The sequence below is a fragment of the Catalinimonas locisalis genome, assembly GCF_038039535.1.
Classification (GTDB): Bacteria; Bacteroidota; Bacteroidia; order Cytophagales; family Cyclobacteriaceae; genus Catalinimonas.
Genome location: NZ_JBBPHP010000035.1, coordinates 1 through 18,491, shown reverse-complemented (window position 1 = coordinate 18,491; position 18,491 = coordinate 1). Strand labels below are relative to the sequence as shown.

The 18,491-nt window shown below is 36.6% G+C and carries 18 protein-coding genes and 1 tRNA gene; 8 read left to right on the top strand and 11 right to left on the bottom strand.

What is annotated here, in order from left to right:
• The first annotated feature begins 8 nt into the window (after nt 1–8).
• The 3 genes from WJR50_RS26420 to WJR50_RS26410 all read left to right on the top strand — a co-directional run bounded on the left by WJR50_RS26420 (nt 9) and on the right by WJR50_RS26410 (nt 3,926).
• Complete coding sequence (locus WJR50_RS26420) at nt 9–2,636, top strand: DNA gyrase/topoisomerase IV subunit A (protein WP_341296317.1); 2,628 nt, start codon at nt 9–11, stop codon at nt 2,634–2,636.
• A gap of 283 nt (nt 2,637–2,919) precedes the next feature.
• Nucleotides 2,920–3,582, top strand: a complete 663-nt coding sequence (locus tag WJR50_RS26415; RefSeq protein ID WP_341296316.1) for a c-type cytochrome — start codon at nt 2,920–2,922, stop codon at nt 3,580–3,582.
• A 137-nt stretch (nt 3,583–3,719) separates the two neighbouring features.
• Nucleotides 3,720–3,926, top strand: coding sequence for a hypothetical protein (locus tag WJR50_RS26410; RefSeq protein WP_341296315.1), 207 nt, complete (start codon nt 3,720–3,722; stop codon nt 3,924–3,926).
• A gap of 96 nt (nt 3,927–4,022) precedes the next feature.
• Here WJR50_RS26410 and WJR50_RS26405 read toward each other — a convergent pair whose 3' ends face one another.
• The 7 genes from WJR50_RS26405 to hisI all read right to left on the bottom strand — a co-directional run bounded on the left by WJR50_RS26405 (nt 4,023) and on the right by hisI (nt 9,826).
• A complete protein-coding gene (locus WJR50_RS26405; protein WP_341296314.1) occupies nt 4,023–4,994 on the bottom strand; it encodes a M23 family metallopeptidase in 972 nt (323 codons plus the stop codon).
• A gap of 242 nt (nt 4,995–5,236) precedes the next feature.
• Complete coding sequence (trhO, locus tag WJR50_RS26400; RefSeq protein WP_445223492.1) at nt 5,237–6,259, bottom strand: oxygen-dependent tRNA uridine(34) hydroxylase TrhO; 1,023 nt, start codon at nt 6,257–6,259, stop codon at nt 5,237–5,239.
• 57 nt (nt 6,260–6,316) lie between these two features.
• Entirely contained in the window at nt 6,317–6,784 is a 468-nt protein-coding gene (ribD, locus tag WJR50_RS26395) for a bifunctional diaminohydroxyphosphoribosylaminopyrimidine deaminase/5-amino-6-(5-phosphoribosylamino)uracil reductase RibD (RefSeq protein WP_341296312.1), read from the bottom strand.
• A gap of 71 nt (nt 6,785–6,855) precedes the next feature.
• Nucleotides 6,856–7,134, bottom strand: coding sequence for a membrane protein insertion efficiency factor YidD (gene yidD, locus WJR50_RS26390; RefSeq protein ID WP_341296311.1), 279 nt, complete (start codon nt 7,132–7,134; stop codon nt 6,856–6,858).
• Nucleotides 7,134–7,649, bottom strand: coding sequence for a dCTP deaminase (gene dcd / locus WJR50_RS26385; RefSeq protein ID WP_341296310.1), 516 nt, complete (start codon nt 7,647–7,649; stop codon nt 7,134–7,136). The genes yidD and dcd overlap by 1 nt, the downstream gene beginning before the upstream one ends.
• Before the next feature lie 110 nt (nt 7,650–7,759).
• Nucleotides 7,760–9,271 (bottom strand): cysteine--tRNA ligase, encoded by a 1,512-nt coding sequence (gene cysS / locus WJR50_RS26380; RefSeq protein WP_341296309.1) that lies wholly within the window; start codon nt 9,269–9,271, stop codon nt 7,760–7,762.
• Between the two features lie 156 nt (nt 9,272–9,427).
• Nucleotides 9,428–9,826: a phosphoribosyl-AMP cyclohydrolase gene (gene hisI, locus WJR50_RS26375; RefSeq protein ID WP_341296308.1), complete on the bottom strand. Its 399-nt coding sequence runs from the start codon at nt 9,824–9,826 to the stop codon at nt 9,428–9,430.
• A gap of 129 nt (nt 9,827–9,955) precedes the next feature.
• Between hisI and WJR50_RS26370 the strand changes: the two genes are divergently transcribed.
• Entirely contained in the window at nt 9,956–10,558 is a 603-nt protein-coding gene (locus WJR50_RS26370) for a tetratricopeptide repeat protein (protein ID WP_341296307.1), read from the top strand.
• 2 nt (nt 10,559–10,560) lie between these two features.
• On the opposite strand, the gene WJR50_RS26365 is transcribed toward WJR50_RS26370, so the two are convergent.
• The 4 genes from WJR50_RS26365 to WJR50_RS26350 form a co-directional block, all read right to left on the bottom strand.
• Entirely contained in the window at nt 10,561–11,364 is an 804-nt protein-coding gene (locus WJR50_RS26365; RefSeq protein ID WP_341296306.1) for a M48 family metallopeptidase, read from the bottom strand.
• A 110-nt stretch (nt 11,365–11,474) separates the two neighbouring features.
• Nucleotides 11,475–12,695 (bottom strand): glycosyltransferase family 4 protein, encoded by a 1,221-nt coding sequence (locus WJR50_RS26360; RefSeq protein WP_341296305.1) that lies wholly within the window; start codon nt 12,693–12,695, stop codon nt 11,475–11,477.
• Entirely contained in the window at nt 12,676–13,989 is a 1,314-nt protein-coding gene (locus WJR50_RS26355) for a UDP-glucose dehydrogenase family protein (protein ID WP_341296304.1), read from the bottom strand. The genes WJR50_RS26360 and WJR50_RS26355 overlap by 20 nt, the downstream gene beginning before the upstream one ends.
• Before the next feature lie 27 nt (nt 13,990–14,016).
• The gene (locus WJR50_RS26350) at nt 14,017–15,423 is read right to left on the bottom strand and encodes an undecaprenyl-phosphate glucose phosphotransferase (RefSeq protein WP_341296303.1); all 1,407 of its coding nucleotides are present in this window, start codon (nt 15,421–15,423) and stop codon (nt 14,017–14,019) included.
• A gap of 429 nt (nt 15,424–15,852) precedes the next feature.
• On the opposite strand from WJR50_RS26350, the gene WJR50_RS26345 reads away from it, so the two are divergent.
• The 4 genes from WJR50_RS26345 (at nt 15,853) to pth (ending at nt 18,234) form a co-directional block, all read left to right on the top strand.
• Nucleotides 15,853–15,923, top strand: a tRNA-Gln gene (locus WJR50_RS26345).
• 72 nt (nt 15,924–15,995) lie between these two features.
• Nucleotides 15,996–16,937, top strand: a complete 942-nt coding sequence (locus WJR50_RS26340; RefSeq protein WP_341296302.1) for a ribose-phosphate pyrophosphokinase — start codon at nt 15,996–15,998, stop codon at nt 16,935–16,937.
• A 24-nt stretch (nt 16,938–16,961) separates the two neighbouring features.
• A complete protein-coding gene (locus tag WJR50_RS26335; RefSeq protein ID WP_341296301.1) occupies nt 16,962–17,597 on the top strand; it encodes a 50S ribosomal protein L25/general stress protein Ctc in 636 nt (211 codons plus the stop codon).
• A gap of 76 nt (nt 17,598–17,673) precedes the next feature.
• Complete coding sequence (gene pth, locus WJR50_RS26330) at nt 17,674–18,234, top strand: aminoacyl-tRNA hydrolase (RefSeq protein WP_341296300.1); 561 nt, start codon at nt 17,674–17,676, stop codon at nt 18,232–18,234.
• The last annotated feature ends 257 nt before the right edge of the window (nt 18,235–18,491 follow it).

Here is an 18,491-nt window from a genome sequence, read left to right as displayed (position 1 = left end):
AGAAAGAAATGAGCGAAAAGGACGAAGAACTACAGGCAGGTGAAAGAATTGATGGCATGTATGAGAACTGGTTTCTTGAGTATGCCTCTTACGTTATTCTTGAAAGAGCAGTACCTGCCATTGAAGATGGTTTCAAGCCAGTGCAGAGACGAATCCTTCATGCCATGAAGGAAATGGATGACGGCAGATTTAATAAAGTAGCCAATATCATTGGGCAAACTATGCAGTATCACCCTCATGGAGATGCTTCCATTGGGGATGCTATGGTAGGCATGGGCCAGAAGGATTTGTTAATAGAAACCCAGGGTAACTGGGGAGATTTACGTACTGGCGATAATGCTGCTGCGCCTCGTTACATTGAGGCTCGTTTGTCTAAATTTGCTTTGGATGTAGTATTCAATCCTCAGACTACCGAATGGCAACTTTCTTATGACGGACGTAAAAAAGAACCGGTCACTTTTCCTGTAAAATTTCCACTCTTACTGGCACAAGGGGTAGAGGGAATTGCGGTTGGTTTATCTACCAGAGTCCTTCCGCACAATTTCTGTGAGCTCCTGCAAGCTTCAATAGATTTCTTAAAGAATAAAAAGATCAACCTTCTACCCGATTTTCCAACCGGTGGTATGGCTGATTTTACGGATTATAACGAAGGTAAGCGAGGCGGAAAAGTTAGGGTAAGAGCCACGATAGAAGAATACGATAAAAAGACATTGGTTATCAGAGATATTCCCTTCGGTACCACTACCAACAGTCTTATTGATTCCATTCTAAAAGCCAATGACAAAGGGAAGATCAAGGTCAAAAAGGTAGTAGATAACACTGCCAAGGACATTGAAATTCTTATCTCTTTGGCTCCTGGACAGTCACCAGACATTACCAAAGATGCCCTCTATGCCTTCACCGACTGCGAGGTTTCTATTTCGCCCAATACTTGTGTGATTCTGGAAGATAAACCTCGATTTTTAGGTGTCAATGAGTTACTCAAGGTCAATACTGAACAAACAGTTGATCTCCTGAAACGTGAATTGGAGATCAAGTACCAGGAGCTGATGGAGAAGATACTCTTTGCTTCACTGGAAAAGATCTTTATAGAAAACAGGATATATCGTGATATTGAAGAGGCGGAAACCTGGGAAGAAGTTTTAGGCAGAATTGATAAAGGTTTAGAGCCTTTCAAAAAAGACTTTTACCGGGAGATTACCCAGGATGATTTAGTAAGACTTACTGAGATTAAAATTAAGCGAATCTCCAAGTTTGACAGCTTTAAGGCTGACGAACTCATGAAGAAAATGCAGGATGAGCTTGAGCAGACTAAGTATGATCTGGAGCATATCCGGGAGTTTGCCATTAAGTACTTCAAGTATCTGCTGGATAAATATGGAAAGGGCAAAGAGCGTAAAACACTGATCAAAAACTTTGACACCATTTCTGCCAATGTAGTTGCTGCTACTAATGAAAAGCTTTATGTTAACCGAAAAGATGGGTTTATAGGTTATGGGCTCAAAAAAGATGAGTTTGTGACCGAGTGCTCTGACATTGATGATATCATTGTATTCCGTGCTGATGGAAAGTGCGTGGTAAGTAGAATCAGCGAAAAAGTATTCGTGGGTAAGGATATCATTCATGTAGATATTTTCAGGAAAAACGACGAACGTAGAGTGTATAACATGATTTATGAGGATGGTAAATCAGGACGCTCTATGGTAAAACGATTTCAGGTATTAGCTGTCACCCGGGATAAGGAATATGACCTGACCAAAGGTAATTCTGGCTCCAAAGTGCATTACTTCTCAGCCAATCCAAATGCCGAAGCTGAGATGGTGAGGGTTTATCTATCCGGAAGGTCCAGAGCAAAAATCAAAGAATTTGATTTTGACTTTGCCACATTGGATATTAAGGGTAGGGGAGCTCAGGGAAACATTCTTACGAAATATCCTATTCGCAAGGTTGTAAAAACGGCCGAAGGAGAGTCTACCATGGGTGGTTTGGATATCTGGTACGATGATTTTGTAGGTACACTCAACACAGATGAAAGGGGGAGATATCTGGGTAATTTTGAGGGAGAGGATCAGATTTTGGCGATGTACAAAGACGGCTGTTATGAAATAAAATCGTATGAACTCACCAATAAGTTTGATCCTGATAGTATCATATTACTTGAAAAGTTTGATCCAAAGCATACGATCACGGCGGTATATTATGATGGCTTGTCTAAAAATCATTTGGTAAAACGGTTTCAGATTGAGACTTCTTCATCAGATCGTAAATTTTGCTTCATCACAGATGCACGCAGTTCTCGCTTACTTTTAGCCACCACGCTTAAGCAGCCGCAAGTTGAGTTGACTTATAAAAAAGATGGAGAGAGGCAGCATGAGAAGCAGATTATTGATTTGGATATCATTGTAGATATAAAAGGATGGAAAGCGCTGGGTAACCAACTTACTCCTCACAAAGTCAAAAATTTAGTGCTCATTGATGATGCTCCTTCCAATGGTCAGGAGCAAAAGAATCAAGATAATAATAAAGTAGAAGTGAAGGAAAATGGAGATGTATCTGCTGGTGATGAGGTGGTATGGGAAATCAACGAGAAAAAAAAAGATAAATCCTCAAAAGACCAGTTAGGTCTTTTCAAATAATTTGATTTTTTTTTGAAACAAGCCTGATCTATTCGTACAAAAAGTATGAAGGATCAGGTTTTTTTATGAGGCTATTCATCTGCTACTAGAGAAGACAGAGAGGTAGGGGTATATTCAAAATCACAAAGAGATAATATTCCAAAACATTTAAGTTGTTCTACATCTTTCAATTATAGGAAGTTAGATATTTTTTTGACTAATAATATTTTTTAAGATGTTATCAATTTTCAAACACAGCAAGAAAAGAAAGTGTACAAATTTTTTAGGTACAATTGCATGCTTAATGAGTTTCTTCCTCTTATCTCCAATTCAAACCCAGGCACAGGAAGATGCTAGAGAAAATGTTCAATATGTACAGGGTGAGGGAGCGGAAGTAAGTATTCCTGATGACCCCCAAGCCATTGCTCATGGTAGAGACCTGTTCAGGCAGCACTGTAGTGCATGTCATATGATTGAAAAACAACTCATTGGTCCTGCATTGGCAAGTGTACATGGCACAAGGCCCACTGACTGGCTCTTAAGATTTATAAAAAACTCTCAAGAGGTCATTGCCGACCCCGAAGAAGAATATGCTCAGCAGCTTTTTAGCCAGTATAATGAGCAAATTATGCCTGCTTTTGAATTTCTATCAGACGATGATATCATGAGTATTCTGGCTTACATCAAGGAAGAGTCAGTTTCTGAAACTGCAGCAACAGGAGTAGGAGCCAGTGGTAGTGCGGAGACGGATGAATCAATGAGTACTGAGACCGATGTATTACCTGATGATGCTACAGACGAAGCTTATACCCAGGATGGTGATGGAGTAGTTTCGCATAATATTTTTACTGGCTCTTCAATCACAGTGCTCATCATATTTGCAGTATCTTTAGTAGCATTAGTGGTTGCAGTAATTTATCTCAACAAAGGAAGAAGAAGCAAAGGCAAGCATAAAACCAATGCTTGATGCAATAATATCAATTCTATTTTCTATAGTGCTTAGAAATTTTTTACTTTAAGACAATTATCGTGTGACTGAAATCAACGAAGTTTGACAGTCTGGTGATAATTGTCTTAATTTTTTATAAATGTTAATCATTTTTTATGAAAAAAGGATTGGGAATTGTTCTCACTTTAATAGGTATTGCTGCTACTGCCATTACTGGTATGCAAGTAGCAGATGATTCTGATAGCTTCAGTATTTTTGGGGCAGATGTAGTAGTAAGTCAGGCAAACTATGTACCGCTTATTATTAGCGTCGTTGTTCTGGTAATAGGAATTATACTGTGGAGTAATAGTAGCAAAAAATAAGATTAGTTGACGAGCAATAGCATTTACTTAAATGAAAATGCTATTGCTTTATGTTCATCATTATTTTTTGTAGTCAAAAAACAAAGGCTATATCTTTTACATGGATTGGTTTTCAATAGATGCCAATTTAACTAACATCTCATACTCTTCTTCAGAGATGTCTCGGTAGATGTAGTGAATAGGATTCACTTTTTTCCTGTTTTTATGCACCTCATAGTGAAGGTGAGGCCCTGAAGATGTACCTGAATTACCTGAATAGCCGATACATTCTCCTCTTTTTACCTTTTGCCCTACCTTAACATTAAACTCAGACATATGAGCGTATTTGGTCTTAAAGCCGAAGCCATGATCAATTTCTACCTGTTTTCCGTATCCATAATAACTGGATGATACTTTGGAAACGGTACCACCACCAGTAGCATATATAGCAGTCCCAATACGTGCAGCAAAATCAAGTCCTGTGTGCAGTTTTCTTATTTTATAAATAGGGTGATAACGAAGTCCAAAACCAGAAGAAAGATAGGAGTCATTGGTAGAAATAGGGGCGATTGCTGGGATTGAAGCCAGCATCAAGTGCTGGTTCTTAGCTAAAGTCAGTAATTCGTCGTACGATTTTGTTTGTATGTACATTTTTCTCTTGATCTGGTCAATGTCTTTGACTGTTGACAGAATGAGATCTTCTTTACTCAAATTAGCTTGTAAGAGTTTATTATATCTTTCCGCTCCCCCGATACCTGCGTTTCTAACTGATTCAGGAATTGGATCCTGCTCATAAATCGTACGGTAGATTCCATCATCTCTGTCCTGAAGCAACGCTAACATAGACGATGCTTCGTCCATTTGTTTTTGCAAAATATTGTAGTAAAAGTGAAGCTTTTCGTTCTCTTTTCTTAAGCTTACTTCCTTAGGAGAGTCATAAAAATTCATATAAATTAAAGCAACACCAATAGCAGCAAAGAGAACAATGGAGATATTCATGATCCCATCAATAATCCATTCCTTTTTAGTCACTTTTACTTTCTCGTACTTGCAGGTATTAGGATCGTAATAATATTTTATTTTGGGCATGTATAACTTGAATTATAAGTGGTTTGTGCTTTCTCTACTTTGGCGCTTTTCTGATATAAAGTATACTATCAAAATTAGCAGCAGAGTGAAGTTTCACACCTTCAAACCATAATCAAAAGTTACACATGATGGAATATGAGTGAATTGAAAAGAAGTGCTAATGAATTAATATAAAAAGGAAGGAGAGAAAAGGTGCATACTTAGATTTCAACAAACTTTTACAGATAAAAAAAAGCTCACAATTAACTGTGAGCTTGGTTATCTACAAGTTTAGCACCTTTCAGCCAATGTTCTTTTAGATGATCAGCCCTTCCTTTTCTGAAGATATTGCGTTTTTGCTGAAACTTTTTTCTCAGATTTTTTTGCTCATTTTCAGGCAAATGGATGAATGTTTTACATTCATCAGAACAGCAACCTTCTAACTTGCTAGCACATTCATCACATTGAATGAATAACAGATGACAGGCATCATTTTTACAATTGGTATGATTGTCACAAGGTTTTCCACACTGGTGACAGTGGCTGATGATATCTTCTGATATTCTTTCACCTAATCTTTCATCAAAAACGAAATTTTTGCCAATAAACTTATTTTTAAGTCCTTTGGACTCTACTTCATGAGCATATTTGATAATTCCACCTTCTAGCTGATGTACATTTTTGAATCCCAGATGTTTGAAATATGCACTAGCCTTTTCGCAGCGAATACCTCCTGTACAATACATAATAATATTATGATCGCGGTAGGGTTGAAGCGTTTCTTTTACGATAGGCAACGCATCCCGAAAAGTATCAACGTCAGGTAGGATAGCATTTTCAAAATGTCCTACCTCACTTTCGTAGTGATTGCGCATATCTACTACGATCGTTTTCGGATCGTCAGTAAGGCGGTTAAACTCTTCAGCATTTACATGCTTACCTTTATCAGTTACATCAAATTGAGTTTCTTCAAGACCATCAGCAACGATTTTAGAGCGTACTTTTATTTTTAACTTATAAAAAGATTTACCCTCTTTTTCTACAGCAATGTTCAATCTAACTCCCTGTAGAAAATCAAGGCTTTTGATGTGTGTCTTAAAGTCTTCAAAGTTATTTTCTGGAACATTAATCTGAGCGTTTATTCCCTCTTTAGCCAGATAAACTCTGCCCAGTACTCCAATTTCTGACCACTCTGCATAGAGTTTATCACGAAGAACATCAGGCGCTGCAATGTTAGCGTAATTATAAAAAGAAAGAGTAACTCTTTTCTCATTACTCTCTTCCATTTGTTTTTTTAAAACTCTTTTATCAATCCTGTTATGTAGCAACATCTGAGCAATAAATTAGTCAACAGTTTGAATATGTTTTTTACGTTGCATTTTCTCAAAGAAAGATGCATTAAGTTTTTTGCCTTCCTGATCAAGCACTCCTGTAATAACTTCTATTCCAGCATCTTGCATCCTTTTGATGCCTCTTCCATTTACCAACGGATTGGGATCCACATTAGCAATTACTACTTTTTTAACCTTGTAGGAAACTAACAAATCACAGCAAGGAGGAGTGTTTCCAAAGTGCGAACAAGGCTCCAAATTTACATAAACTGTACTATCTGTCAATAATTTTTTATCAGTAACATTATCTATAGCATTCCTTTCTGCATGGGCTTTTCCATATTCCTGATGCCAACCTTTCCCTATTACCTTGTGATTATTCACAATTACACAGCCCACCATAGGGTTAGGACTTACTTTACCCTCACCTTTCTTAGCAAGTTCAAAAACTTGCCTCATATATTTTTCTTCCTCTTTCATATGAATACTAAAATAAACTCAGGTTTACTTTTTGGATCATAAGTGCTAGTCAATCAATATATCTGGCCGACTCAATGCTTGTTGTCTAAAGGGTTAACCAGATCTTTTTTGTTAGGTTCATTATTCTTGGGTACAGGGTCAAAACCTGAGGTACCCCATGGGTGACATCTGGCAATACGTTTGGCTCCGAGTAGTATACCCTTCAATACTCCCCATTCCTTGATAGCAACAATTGTATACTGAGAACAACTTGGCGTATGTCGGCAATGGCTACCCAGAATGGGAGAGATAGCTAGTTGGTAAAAGCGTATTAAAGTTAAAGCAAATCTCTGTAAAATAGTTACAAGCATTACTGCAATTCCTGATAAATCAGACTAGGCTGTATATCATCATGATGGTATTTCTTGCTTTTGTAAATGTCATATTCACCCTTGATGTCTTCAAAGTAAATCTGACAAATAGCCACTCCAGGATAAATCCTGACCGGTTGTATGCAGGCAAGTTCTAGTGTCCAGTGACCATCCGAACCAATATTGCCCAAACCAGCAGTTAGATGTACCATAATGCCTAAACGCCCAATGGACGAACGTCCTTCCAGCTTAGGAACGTGATATTCGGCTTTAATAGTTTCAATGGTTCTGCCCAGATACAAGCGATTAGGTTGTAAAACCAGGCCTTCTTCCGGAATAACGAGCTTCTTTACCTCATTATCCTTCTTCATGTCTATTACTTCATCTTCATAAACTAGTAATTGATTGTGTAAACGAAGATTATAGCTATTGGGATTAAGTTGATCTACTGAAAACGGATTAATAAATATCTCTTTATCAATCAGTTTCTCTATTTCTCTTCCAGATAATATCATTTTCTTTTTTTCAAAATCTAAAGCAAACGTATCATATTTACTCTAAAAATTGCTCTAAGGTTTTAGGATGTAATATTTAATGGAAGAGCTATTAGGAAAAACTAAAGAAGTTAAATTAATGAATATGATGTGCTTCCGTTCTTCTCATCTTTTAATTGTACCCCTATGTCGGCTAACTGCTGACGAATCTTATCAGCTGTAGCATAGTCTTTTTGATGTTTTGCATCCCTCCGCAGATCAATAAATAGTTTTACCAGAGCATCTACCCGATCACTCTGATCGTTTTTTTCAAAGATTAAGCCCAATACATCTTCCACAAAACCAGTGAAAGTATCCTTGAGTAGGGTAAAGGTTTCTGAAGATATTGTGCTCAGATCCAGCTGTTTATGATAGAATGCGTTGATCTTGCTGCTGAGTTCAAACAAAGAGGCAATAGTTTTGGCCGTATTAAAATCATCACTCATATGCTCGTAGCAGGAAAAACTGAAATCTTTAATTTCTTCTTCCAACTCACTATCGATTTCTCCTTTCTGATGCTCAAGTTTATTAAGATGCTCAGACGCATTCATGAGCCTTTGCAGGCCTTTTTCTGCAGCTTGTAATGCCTGATTAGAAAAGTCAACCGGACTTCGGTAATGAGCCTGAAGGATGAAAAACCTTACAGTCATAGGGCTATAAGCTTGCTCAAGTTTGGAATGATCACCACTGAAAAGTTCTTCAATAGTAATAAAATTACCCAAAGACTTGCTCATTTTCTGGTTGTCTATGCTTACCAGATTGTTATGCATCCAGTAGCGAACAGGATTTTTATGAGTGGCTCCAAAGCTTTGAGCAAGTTCTGCTTCATGATGAGGAAACTGTAAATCCAGGCCTCCACCATGTATGTCAAATTCATCCCCGAGATACTTAGTGCACATGGTGGTACATTCAATATGCCATCCCGGAAAACCTTCACCCCAGGGAGAATCCCAACGCATGATGTGTTCAGGATTTGCTTTCTTCCATAGAGCAAAGTCATGTGGGCTTCTTTTTTCTCCTAAACCCTGCGTTTCTCTACTTCCTGCTTTAAGATCATCCAGCACTTTACCAGATAGCTTGCCATAAGGCTGATTCTTTGCATATTTTTCAAGGTCAAAATATATAGAACCGTTTACTTCATAGCCATACCCATTTTTGATAATCTCTTCAATAATTTTGATCTGCTCAGGTATATGGCCACTGGCTGAAGGCTCAATACTGGGAGGTACCACATTCAGTTTAGCAATAGCATCATGGTAGCGATTAGTGTACAATTGTACCACTTCCATAGGCTCCAACTTTTCTAAGCGTGCTTTCTTGCTAATCTTGTCCTCACCTTCTTCTGAAACTTCATCTTCAAGGTGACCTACATCAGTAATGTTTCTTACATACCTGACTTTGTATCCCAGAAAACGGAAATATCGTGCTACGATATCAAATGTGATAGCCGAACGGGCATGTCCAAGATGTGGGTCTCCATAAACTGTAGGACCGCAGACATACATTCCTATATGAGATGGGTGTAGAGGTTCAAATTTCTCTTTTTTCCGTGTATAGCTGTTTGTAACGTAAACAGGGTATTTTTCACGCCCTTTTTGGTCCATATTTATGATTAATCAAATGAGTTTTTATTGTAATCAGAATTATAATAAATATCAGTTTACCAGATGGTTATTCAGGTAAACGTAATTTTTAAATATAGTTTACGAATCACTTCTGAAATATAAGATTTGATGTCCCTCTGATCATTCCTTTTTTAATTAAGGATCTATAATATCAAGAAGGTTTTTAGTTGGGTTATATTTCCGATAGAAACAACTTTTCCGCGCATTTCCATCTGCTTTTTTGGTATGACACGTCCCAGAACCTTGCATAGATACTTGGTAGATTAATGCGTCCTGATCACAGTCTACAAAGGTCTTGTTTACTTTTAAAAAGTCTCCTGAAGTTTCTCCTTTTGTCCATAACTGCTTTCTTGAAGTACTCCAAAAGGTGGCTTTTCCTGAGGAGATAGTTTTGTCAAATGCCTCCTTGTTCGTATAGCCGAGCATCAGAATCTCTTTTGATTCTGAGTCCTGAACAATTACAGGTAAAAGTCCGTCTCTTTTATCAAATTGTAAATTTAGAAGTTTTCCCTCTTCCAATTCTTGCTTGTTCATTCACAAAAGTATTATTTATGCAAATAGATGAAAAGAAATATGATACTATTATCATTTTTTAGGATTGAAAGAGTTATTCCTAAGAGAATAATGATTAATTCTTAACTTTAGCAGCTAAATATAAATTACGTGTCAAAGTTTATATATATATCGGCTCTGTTACTATCTGTTCATTTTCAAGCCATAGCACAACAAGTGTTGGACCTCAACCAAAGCCAGCAAATGATGAAGATGGATGAGGGAGTAGAGTTTATGAATCAGGGTAATTTTGAAAAGGCAGAAGAACTGTTCAGAGAGGTGCTATTGAATGTGGAAGTTGTTCCTGCTGATCTTTGCTTTTATTTTGGCAAAAACTCTTACCATCTGGACAAAATGAGCCAAAGTATTGATTGGCTAAATAAATATATTGAGCTGAAGGGCACTTCAGGCCGTTTTTTTGATGCGGCAGTAGAATACCTGAAGCTAGCCGAGGAAGAACAGCAAACCCTTCAAAATACAGCTTCAAAGACTCAGACTAACAAACAGTCTCCTAAAAAGGAATTTATTAACTGTCAGCAGACTCCTTTTGTCGTTTGTCCTGTTTGTTCAGGAGATGGAGTAACCATAGAACGGGGTTCCTTGGGCACATCAGTGTATAAAGCCTGTCCCTATTGTAAAGAGACAGGAAAAATGTCTTGTGAAGATTACAAACTGTATGTTACAGGTAAATACAAGCTTGAAGGAGCAAATTAATTTTAATATTCTCCTTTAAATTTCTGTGCTTTAGGAATCACCCTCCTGATGTGGGCAACTCTGTTTTCAGGAGAAGGGTGAGTTGACATGAATTCTGGTGGTCTTTCACCTCCCTGCTGAGCCATTCTTTGCCAAAAATCTATAGCAGCATTGGTATCATAGCCAGCCATAGACATAAAGTAAATGCCTAATTCATCTGCCTCAGATTCGTGTTTTCTGCTGTAAGGCAATAATACGCCGTATTGTGCCCCTAGTCCAAATGCAGCAAAAGCTAATTGCTGGGTAGTTTCAGGCTCTTCACTTAATGCAACACTTAAAGCCATCCCACCTAACTGAACAGCTAACTGTTGTGCCATCCTTTCATTACCATGTTTGGCAATGGCATGAGCTATTTCATGTGACATCACGGTAGCCACGCCTTGTTCATTTTCACATACAGGTAAAATTCCAGTATAGAAGGCTACTTTACCGCCAGGCATACACCAGGCATTAACCATGTCATCATCTTTTATGAGATTAAATTCCCATTCAAAATCATCAATTCTATCGTTTAAGTTATTCTCTCTGAAATAGTTTTCAACAGAGCTTGCGAGTTTTTTTCCAACCCTTTTGATCATCTGGACATCTTGTTGATCATTAGAAAGTTGGCTGCTTTGTAAGACTTGGTTATAGTTTTGAAAACTTAAACTCAAAATCTGACTTTCAGGAAGGGGCGTAAATTGCTGCCGACCCGTGAGTGGCACTTTTTGGCAACTGAGTACCAGAACAATAATAAGAAGGAAAGAAAAAGTACTTCGGTTAAGCATAAAAAAATAAGTTTATAGAATAAAAGAATACCCGTATTTAAAAATAAAATACGGGCTATTTGTTTAATCAAGTTAAAATTATTGCCTAAAGAAATAATTTTTTTGAAGGATCAATTAAGCACTTTAGATGGTTTTGGGATTTCAACATTCAATACTCTTGCATAAAATTCCGACAACTTGATACTTTCATGCTCCCAAGAAAGCTTGCTTAGTACTCTGCTATATCCATATTCAGCCATTTCACCACTTTCTTGCTCATGATCCAGCAGCCACATGATTTTTTCCGCAAAGTCTTGAGTGTCATTATTTTTGGCGTATAATGATGCTTTCTGAGCAGAAGCTTTGCCTTCTTTAAGATCAAACTGAACGATAGGCTTTTTCAAAGCCATATATTCCATAATCTTATTCATAGTGGAGAGATTATTCATGACAGTGGGTTTGTCAGGGTTGACACAGACATCGCAAGTATTAAGTACATCCAATAATTTTTCATCACTCACTCTGCCATAAAAGTCTACATAATCCTCTAAGCCCATTTCCGAAGCCATTTTCTTGATATCTTCCAAAGAAGTACCACCTCCTACAATTGCAAATTGCACATCTTGTCTTTTGGTAATCAATTGATTTACTGCTTGTAGCAATAAATCAAGTCCTTCCTGTACTCCAATTACTCCAACATAACCAACAAGGTAGGGCCTGCCTTTTTTGTATTTTTGGTTACCGGGAGTGAGTTTAATCCTTTCCAAACTCGGTCCACTCCTTACTACTTGAACCTTATCTTTTGGCATTTTTCCTCTTTCAATAGCGATCTGCTTATAAGATTCATTTGTGGCAATGCTAAAATCAGCAGTCTTGAAGGTAAGACGTTCCAACCAAATCATACAACGATAGAAGAAATCTTTCTTCCCAAATTTTGCTATATAAAGTTCAGGATTTATATCATGATGATCAAATACATATTTTACACCGAAAAGCTTAAAAGGAAGTGCTGTTAAAAAAATCAAATCAGGAGGATTGCAGCCATGAATGACATGAAAACGCTTCTTAAAGAAAATCTTAAAGCTTAAGATTAGCTCCCAAAATATTGCGGTGCTGTATTCAAATAAATAGCCTAGCGCACCACTACCTTCAAGCGGTAGAGGATGTCTGTAGATATCAATATCATTGATCCTTTCATAACTTTCTGTATACCCTTTCATTTTTGGGCAAATTATACTCACATCTGCCCCTTTTTCTTTAAGTGTACATGCTTCCTGCCAAACCCTTCTGTCAAAAGGTGCAGGAAGATTCTCAATAATGATCAATATATGTTTACCAGCAAATTCCGACATAGTTATCTTTTGTAATTCTGGTTTTATCAACTCTAACCAGGTCAATAATTATTTTATCTTCTGAAATTGATTGAAGTGCCTGCTTAAATTCTTCAGATTTATTTCCAAACACAATCACGTCAGATTCATTAATAACATCTTCCACTGAATCTTTGAGTACCCTATTGATGTGAGGGATATGACCGGTGAGATAGTCTTTATTTTTTCCCATCAAACGAGAGAGAAGAATATTGCTATCATATAATGAAAGCTCATATCCTTTACCCAAAAGTGTTTCAATGATTTCAACTACCGGACTTTCCCTTAAGTCATCTGTTCCCGCCTTAAAGGCAAATCCTAAAAATCCTATTTTCCTCTTACCGGTCTTATAAACCATTTGTAAGCCTCTTTCAACCTGATAGTTATTGCTGTTCATCAGACTGCTCAAGAGTGGAGTTTTGAGGTCAAGTGTTTTGGCACGATAATTTAGTCCTCGCACATCCTTAGGCAGGCATGATCCTCCGAATGCAAAACCGGGCTTCATGTAGTATGGAGAAAGGTTAAGTTTGTTGTCACTAGCTACTACCTCCATTACTTTCTGTCCATCCACACCTAGTTCTTTACATATGTTACCTATTTCATTTGCAAAAGTAACTTTCACTGCATGAAAGTTATTATTTGCGTATTTAATCATTTCTGATTCTTCAGGCTTAAGCGTATATATGGGGGCATCAATATCATTGTACAAATCTATCAAAAGCTTTTCGCTTTGTTTACTTAGAGTACCTATGACCGAATAAGGTGGATGCCAGAAATCTTCTATGGCTGTACTCTCTCTCAAAAACTCTGGATTTGAAGCAACTCCAAAATCAACTTCATGTTTTTTGCCTGAAACATCTTCAATTATCTGGGTGCATTGTTTAATGGTGCCAGGTACTACAGTACTTCTGATCACTACAGTATGAAAGCCATCTTTTGTTTTGATAGCTTCACCAATTTCACTGCACACCCGGTAGATATAAGTCAGATCAATATTTCCATTAATTTGGCTAGGAGTTCCTACACAAACAATGGATATATCTGAATTATGAACAGCTTTTTCTACCTGATTAGTAGCAGTGATGTTTCCATTATTAATTCCCTCTTCTATATATTCATCTAAATCTTTCTCTACGATAGGTGACTTGCCACTATTAATAAGCTTTATTTTTAACTCGCTTACGTCAACCCCAATAACCTGATGACCTAATTTAGCAAAGCATGCGCAAGAGACCGCACCAACATATCCAAGACCAAATACACTTATTTTCATCATTAATTTGTTATTAAACTGAATTGAAACTTAATATGCGTTTTTTTCTCCTTTAAAGGCATTAACAACTGTTTTGATAATAATCTTTATGTCTAGGGTGAGGCTCCAGTTCTCTAAATACCAATTATCATACATTACCCTCTTTTCCATTTGAGCATTGTTTTTAGTTTCTCCTCTATATCCATTTACCTGAGCATAGCCAGTTATTCCTGAATTGATAAAGTGGCGAACGTTAAAATTGTTAATGATCGCCGAGTATTCTTCAGTATGCTTTAACATATGAGGTCTGGGCCCAACAACCGACATATCTCCGATTAATACATTGTAAAACTGTGGAATTTCATCCAAACTGGTCTTACGGAGTATTTTACCAATTTTGGTAACTCTAGCATCATTCTTAGTAGCTTGTTTACTATCGGCCTCGCTATTCACTGTCATTGTTCTAAACTTATAGCACCAAAAAGGCTTACCATTTTTTCCGGATCTAAGTTGCTTAAAGAAAATAGGGCCTTTAGAGTCTAATTTGATACACAATGCCACTATGGGAACGATAAAAGGAAAAATGAAGAATATGACAAATGAGGAGAAAAATATGTCAAATACTCTTTTCACTTGTTGATTGAAAAAAAAACGAAGGGGGTCGCGACGTGGAGTGACTATTGGAATTCTGCCGTCATCGTATAAGTGAGTATCAATTTTTTTGCTAGAGAGTCCTCCAATGTCTTGGACCAGACCAAAATACATATAATTATCGTCAGCGAATTTAGCTAGTCTGTCAACAAGAGCGGCATGATTTGGAAGTGCATAATAAATTTCATCCACATTTTCTCTGACACAAAAATTTTGAACATCCTTAAGTTTTCCTAAGATAAGTTCTTCATCCTGTACTTCATTGTCATCAAAAAAGCCTAAAAAGTTGTAATCATAGGATGCACTATCTTTAAAGTAATCATATAGCCTTTTCCCTGAAAAAGTATAACCTACTACTACAATATTTTTTCGTGTGTTTTTCAGAGACCTAATAAACTTATATCCTTTTAATTCTAATATTCTTAGAGTAAACAATAATATATAAGAAAGACCATAAATTGAGATAATGAACTCAGTTGTAAATAAATTTGGATATAACCATATTACGTAAACTCCAGAAATCAAAGCACTGAATGATAGGCCAAGAAAATTGACTATTGCAATTCTATCAATCTTTTTTAGGTTATCAATATGATAGATATTACCAAATAAAGAAGCAATTACCCAAGACAGTAAATAAATAACCAATAGACTTTCTGAAGAACTTTTACTAATAAATGTTAGATCATAGTAAAAGTAATATGAAAGCCGGAAAGACAATATCAACACTAAAATATCTGCTACTAACAGCAGTAAAATTAATGATTTTGAGTAATGACTTTTTTTTATAAATTCAAAGGCTGTCATTTTGTATTATTCAATAAAAATATTGAACATATGTAATATATGTCGTAAATATATTACTAATCATTATTAAACACAAAATATTTTAATATTTTTTATGCTTATATTTATATAACGGAGACGGAAAAATATAATTCATAACTTTAAGAAACAGTTATTCATACGATAAAGTCTTAATAGTTAGACAAAATAATTGTACCAAAACAAGATTAAGACAAGATGTATGCCATATGTACTATGGCCATTGGATTAATAGTAATTTGATTGATACTAACACAAATTGAAGCTTTTTATTCATGATAAATAAGCTACTCGAAGATTGTTTTGATTTGTATGATCTAAAAGCTCAGAAGTAATACTTTTTTTAAATTTTTTTTCATCATAGTTTGCGAGTAATTTAAAAGTAACTACTTTTGTACCTCCAAAAAACGATGTCCGGTGGTGTAATGGTAACACAGCAGGTTTTGGTCCTGTTATTCAGGGTTCGAGTCCTTGCCGGACAACTTTAAAATCCCGGTTTACTGACTTAAGTAAACTGGGATTAGTTTTTAGCAAATCCGCTGAACTTCACTTATATGGCTACAGTCAAAATATTTTCCGGTGAAGCAACCCGTTACCTAGCAGAAAAAATTGCACATCTCTATGGTAAGCCATTAGGTGAGGTAAACATAGAAAAGTTTAGCGACGGTGAAATTTCTCCCCATTTTACTGAGTCTGTAAGAGGCTGTGATGTGTTTTTGGTTCAATCAACGTTTGCTCCTTCAGATAATTTAATGGAACTACTCTTGTTGATTGATGCTGCCAGAAGAGCCAGTGCAAAATATGTGACTGCAGTGGTACCTTACTTCGGATATGCTAGACAGGATAGAAAAGATAAGCCAAGAGTAGCTATTGGTGCCAAACTGATAGCTAATCTGTTATCGGCTGCTGGGGCTGACCGTTTGATGACTTGTGATCTTCATGCTGGTCAAATTCAAGGTTTTTTTGATTTTCCGGTGGACCATTTTAGTGGCAGCATAATATTCGTCCCTTATCTTAGCCAGTTGCCTACTGAAAACCTGGTTTTTGCTTCGCCTGATGTAGGAGGAGTGAAAAGAACTAGAAATTTTGCTCAATACTTTCAAACTGATATGGTTGTTTGCGATAAACAACGTAAAAGGTCAAATCAGGTAGAAAGTATGCAAGTAATAGGCGATGTAGAAGATAGAGATGTGGTTTTGGTGGATGATTTGGTAGATACAGCCGGTACTCTTTGTAAGGCCGCTGCTATTATAAAAGAAAATGGAGCCCGTTCAGTGAGAGCAATAAGCACCCATGCGGTTTTGTCAGGAAATGCCTACGAAAACATTGAGAATTCTCAGTTGGATGAATTGGTAGTAACTGATACCATTCCACTTAAAAGAGAATGTTCTAAAATAAAAGTGTTAACTGTAGCTGAACTTTTCGCAGGTGCTTTAACTAAGATACATAAACACGAATCTATCAGTCCGCTTTTTATAAGTAAAGCAAGATTTTAACTATCTATTAACAATAAATTTATTATGAAAACTGTAGAGATTATAGGGTATAAAAGAGCAAATCTCGGGAAAAAAGAGGCAAAGCGACTTCGTGCCGAGGGAAATGTTCCTTGTGTAGTGTATGGAAGTGGAGAGCAAATTCATTTTTATGCACCAATGATTCTGTTTCGTCCTTTGGTATACACTCCTGAAGCTCACATGGTTGATCTCAATATTGAAGGAGAACATAAAAGATGTATTTTACAGGACATTCAGTTTCACCCAGTTAATGAGGTGATTTTACATGCTGATTTTCTGGAACTACAGGAGAAAAAGCCAGTGAAAATGGAAATTCCTTTACACCTTATTGGTAATGCTCCTGGTGTAGGCAAAGGTGGTACGCTTATGTTCAAAAGAAGGTCTCTCAGACTGAAGGCTTTACCTAAAAATATGCCGGAGCATATCAATGTAGATGTTTCAGGGCTTGATTTTGGAAAGTCTATCAAAGTAAAAGACGTTAAAGCCGAAGACTTTGAAATTTTGGATAACCCTGCCGTTTCAATTGCTGTAATTGAGGTACCTCGTGCGTTAAGAGGAAGAACTGAAGACGCTGAAGAAGAAGGGGTAGAAGAGGAAGGAGTAGGGGTAGAAGAAGAAGAAACCCAAACTTCTGAAGAATAAATCTTATTGAATTGTTTCAAGAATGAATCCTGTTCATCAATTAATTTGAACAGGATTTTTCTTTTTAATATTTATTATGAAATTTTTGATTGTTGGCTTAGGAAACCCTGGACCAGAATATGAATTGAACAGACACAATATAGGGTTTCTGACATTAGACAGACTTGCTGAAAAGCAAGAAATTGAATTTACACAAAGTAAATTAGGAGACACTGCTTCTTTCAAAACTAAAGGCAGAAGCATTTATCTTTTGAAGCCAAATACTTATATGAACAGAAGTGGAAAGGCTTTGAACTACTGGTTACAGCAGCTAAAAATTTCCGTAGATAACTGTTTGATAGTAACGGACGATATAGCTTTGCCATTTGGTAAGTTGAGAATGCGCGCTAAAGGTTCAAGTGCAGGTCATAATGGGTTAAAAGACATTGAATCAGTAGTAGGTAGTTCTCAATATCCTCGTTTAAGATTTGGGGTTGGAAATGATTTTGCCAAAGGGAAACAAGTAGATTACGTATTAGGCAATTTTCCAGTGGAAGAGATTGAGAAGTTGCCCCTTCTGATGGACAGGGCTGGAGAAATGATTTTATCTTTTTGTACAATAGGAATTAACCGTACTATGAGCCAGTACAACGATTGAGAGTGAAAATAAAGATTTAAGTTGCCATTTTTATTTTTTGAGTATTAATTCAAATTTACTAATGCTATCTATTTCTCATTATTTGTTGACCTGAAGCTTATCTTAACTCATTTCTAATTTTCTTAAAATGAGCCTCTTTTGCTCGTAATAGTAAGTTGCGTTGAGGCAATAGTTAGTTAGTCACTGAAGTTACGCAACTAAGCTGATACCTAATCCTTGCTTTATATCATTCAAATAGGCAAAGGCAGTTTTAATAG

Bases quoted from the DNA above. Each gene is read 5' to 3' on its own strand.
- WJR50_RS26410 (WP_341296315.1), top strand. From the start codon at position 3,720: ATGAAAAAAGGATTGGGAATTGTTCTCACTTTAATAGGTATTGCTGCT.
- WJR50_RS26355 (WP_341296304.1), bottom strand. From the start codon at position 13,989: ATGATGAAAATAAGTGTATTTGGTCTTGGATATGTTGGTGCGGTCTCT.
- WJR50_RS26350 (WP_341296303.1), bottom strand. From the start codon at position 15,423: ATGACAGCCTTTGAATTTATAAAAAAAAGTCATTACTCAAAATCATTA.
- WJR50_RS26405 (WP_341296314.1), bottom strand. From the start codon at position 4,994: ATGCCCAAAATAAAATATTATTACGATCCTAATACCTGCAAGTACGAG.
- yidD (WP_341296311.1), bottom strand. From the start codon at position 7,134: ATGCTTGTAACTATTTTACAGAGATTTGCTTTAACTTTAATACGCTTT.
- WJR50_RS26340 (WP_341296302.1), top strand. From the start codon at position 15,996: ATGGCTACAGTCAAAATATTTTCCGGTGAAGCAACCCGTTACCTAGCA.
- WJR50_RS26335 (WP_341296301.1), top strand. From the start codon at position 16,962: ATGAAAACTGTAGAGATTATAGGGTATAAAAGAGCAAATCTCGGGAAA.
- WJR50_RS26415 (WP_341296316.1), top strand. From the start codon at position 2,920: ATGAGTTTCTTCCTCTTATCTCCAATTCAAACCCAGGCACAGGAAGAT.
- ribD (WP_341296312.1), bottom strand. From the start codon at position 6,784: ATGAAAGAGGAAGAAAAATATATGAGGCAAGTTTTTGAACTTGCTAAG.
- cysS (WP_341296309.1), bottom strand. From the start codon at position 9,271: ATGGACCAAAAAGGGCGTGAAAAATACCCTGTTTACGTTACAAACAGC.
- WJR50_RS26420 (WP_341296317.1), top strand. From the start codon at position 9: ATGAGCGAAAAGGACGAAGAACTACAGGCAGGTGAAAGAATTGATGGC.
- hisI (WP_341296308.1), bottom strand. From the start codon at position 9,826: ATGAACAAGCAAGAATTGGAAGAGGGAAAACTTCTAAATTTACAATTT.
- trhO (WP_445223492.1), bottom strand. From the start codon at position 6,259: ATGGAAGAGAGTAATGAGAAAAGAGTTACTCTTTCTTTTTATAATTAC.
- WJR50_RS26360 (WP_341296305.1), bottom strand. From the start codon at position 12,695: ATGTCGGAATTTGCTGGTAAACATATATTGATCATTATTGAGAATCTT.
- pth (WP_341296300.1), top strand. From the start codon at position 17,674: ATGAAATTTTTGATTGTTGGCTTAGGAAACCCTGGACCAGAATATGAA.
- dcd (WP_341296310.1), bottom strand. From the start codon at position 7,649: ATGATATTATCTGGAAGAGAAATAGAGAAACTGATTGATAAAGAGATA.
- WJR50_RS26365 (WP_341296306.1), bottom strand. From the start codon at position 11,364: ATGCTTAACCGAAGTACTTTTTCTTTCCTTCTTATTATTGTTCTGGTA.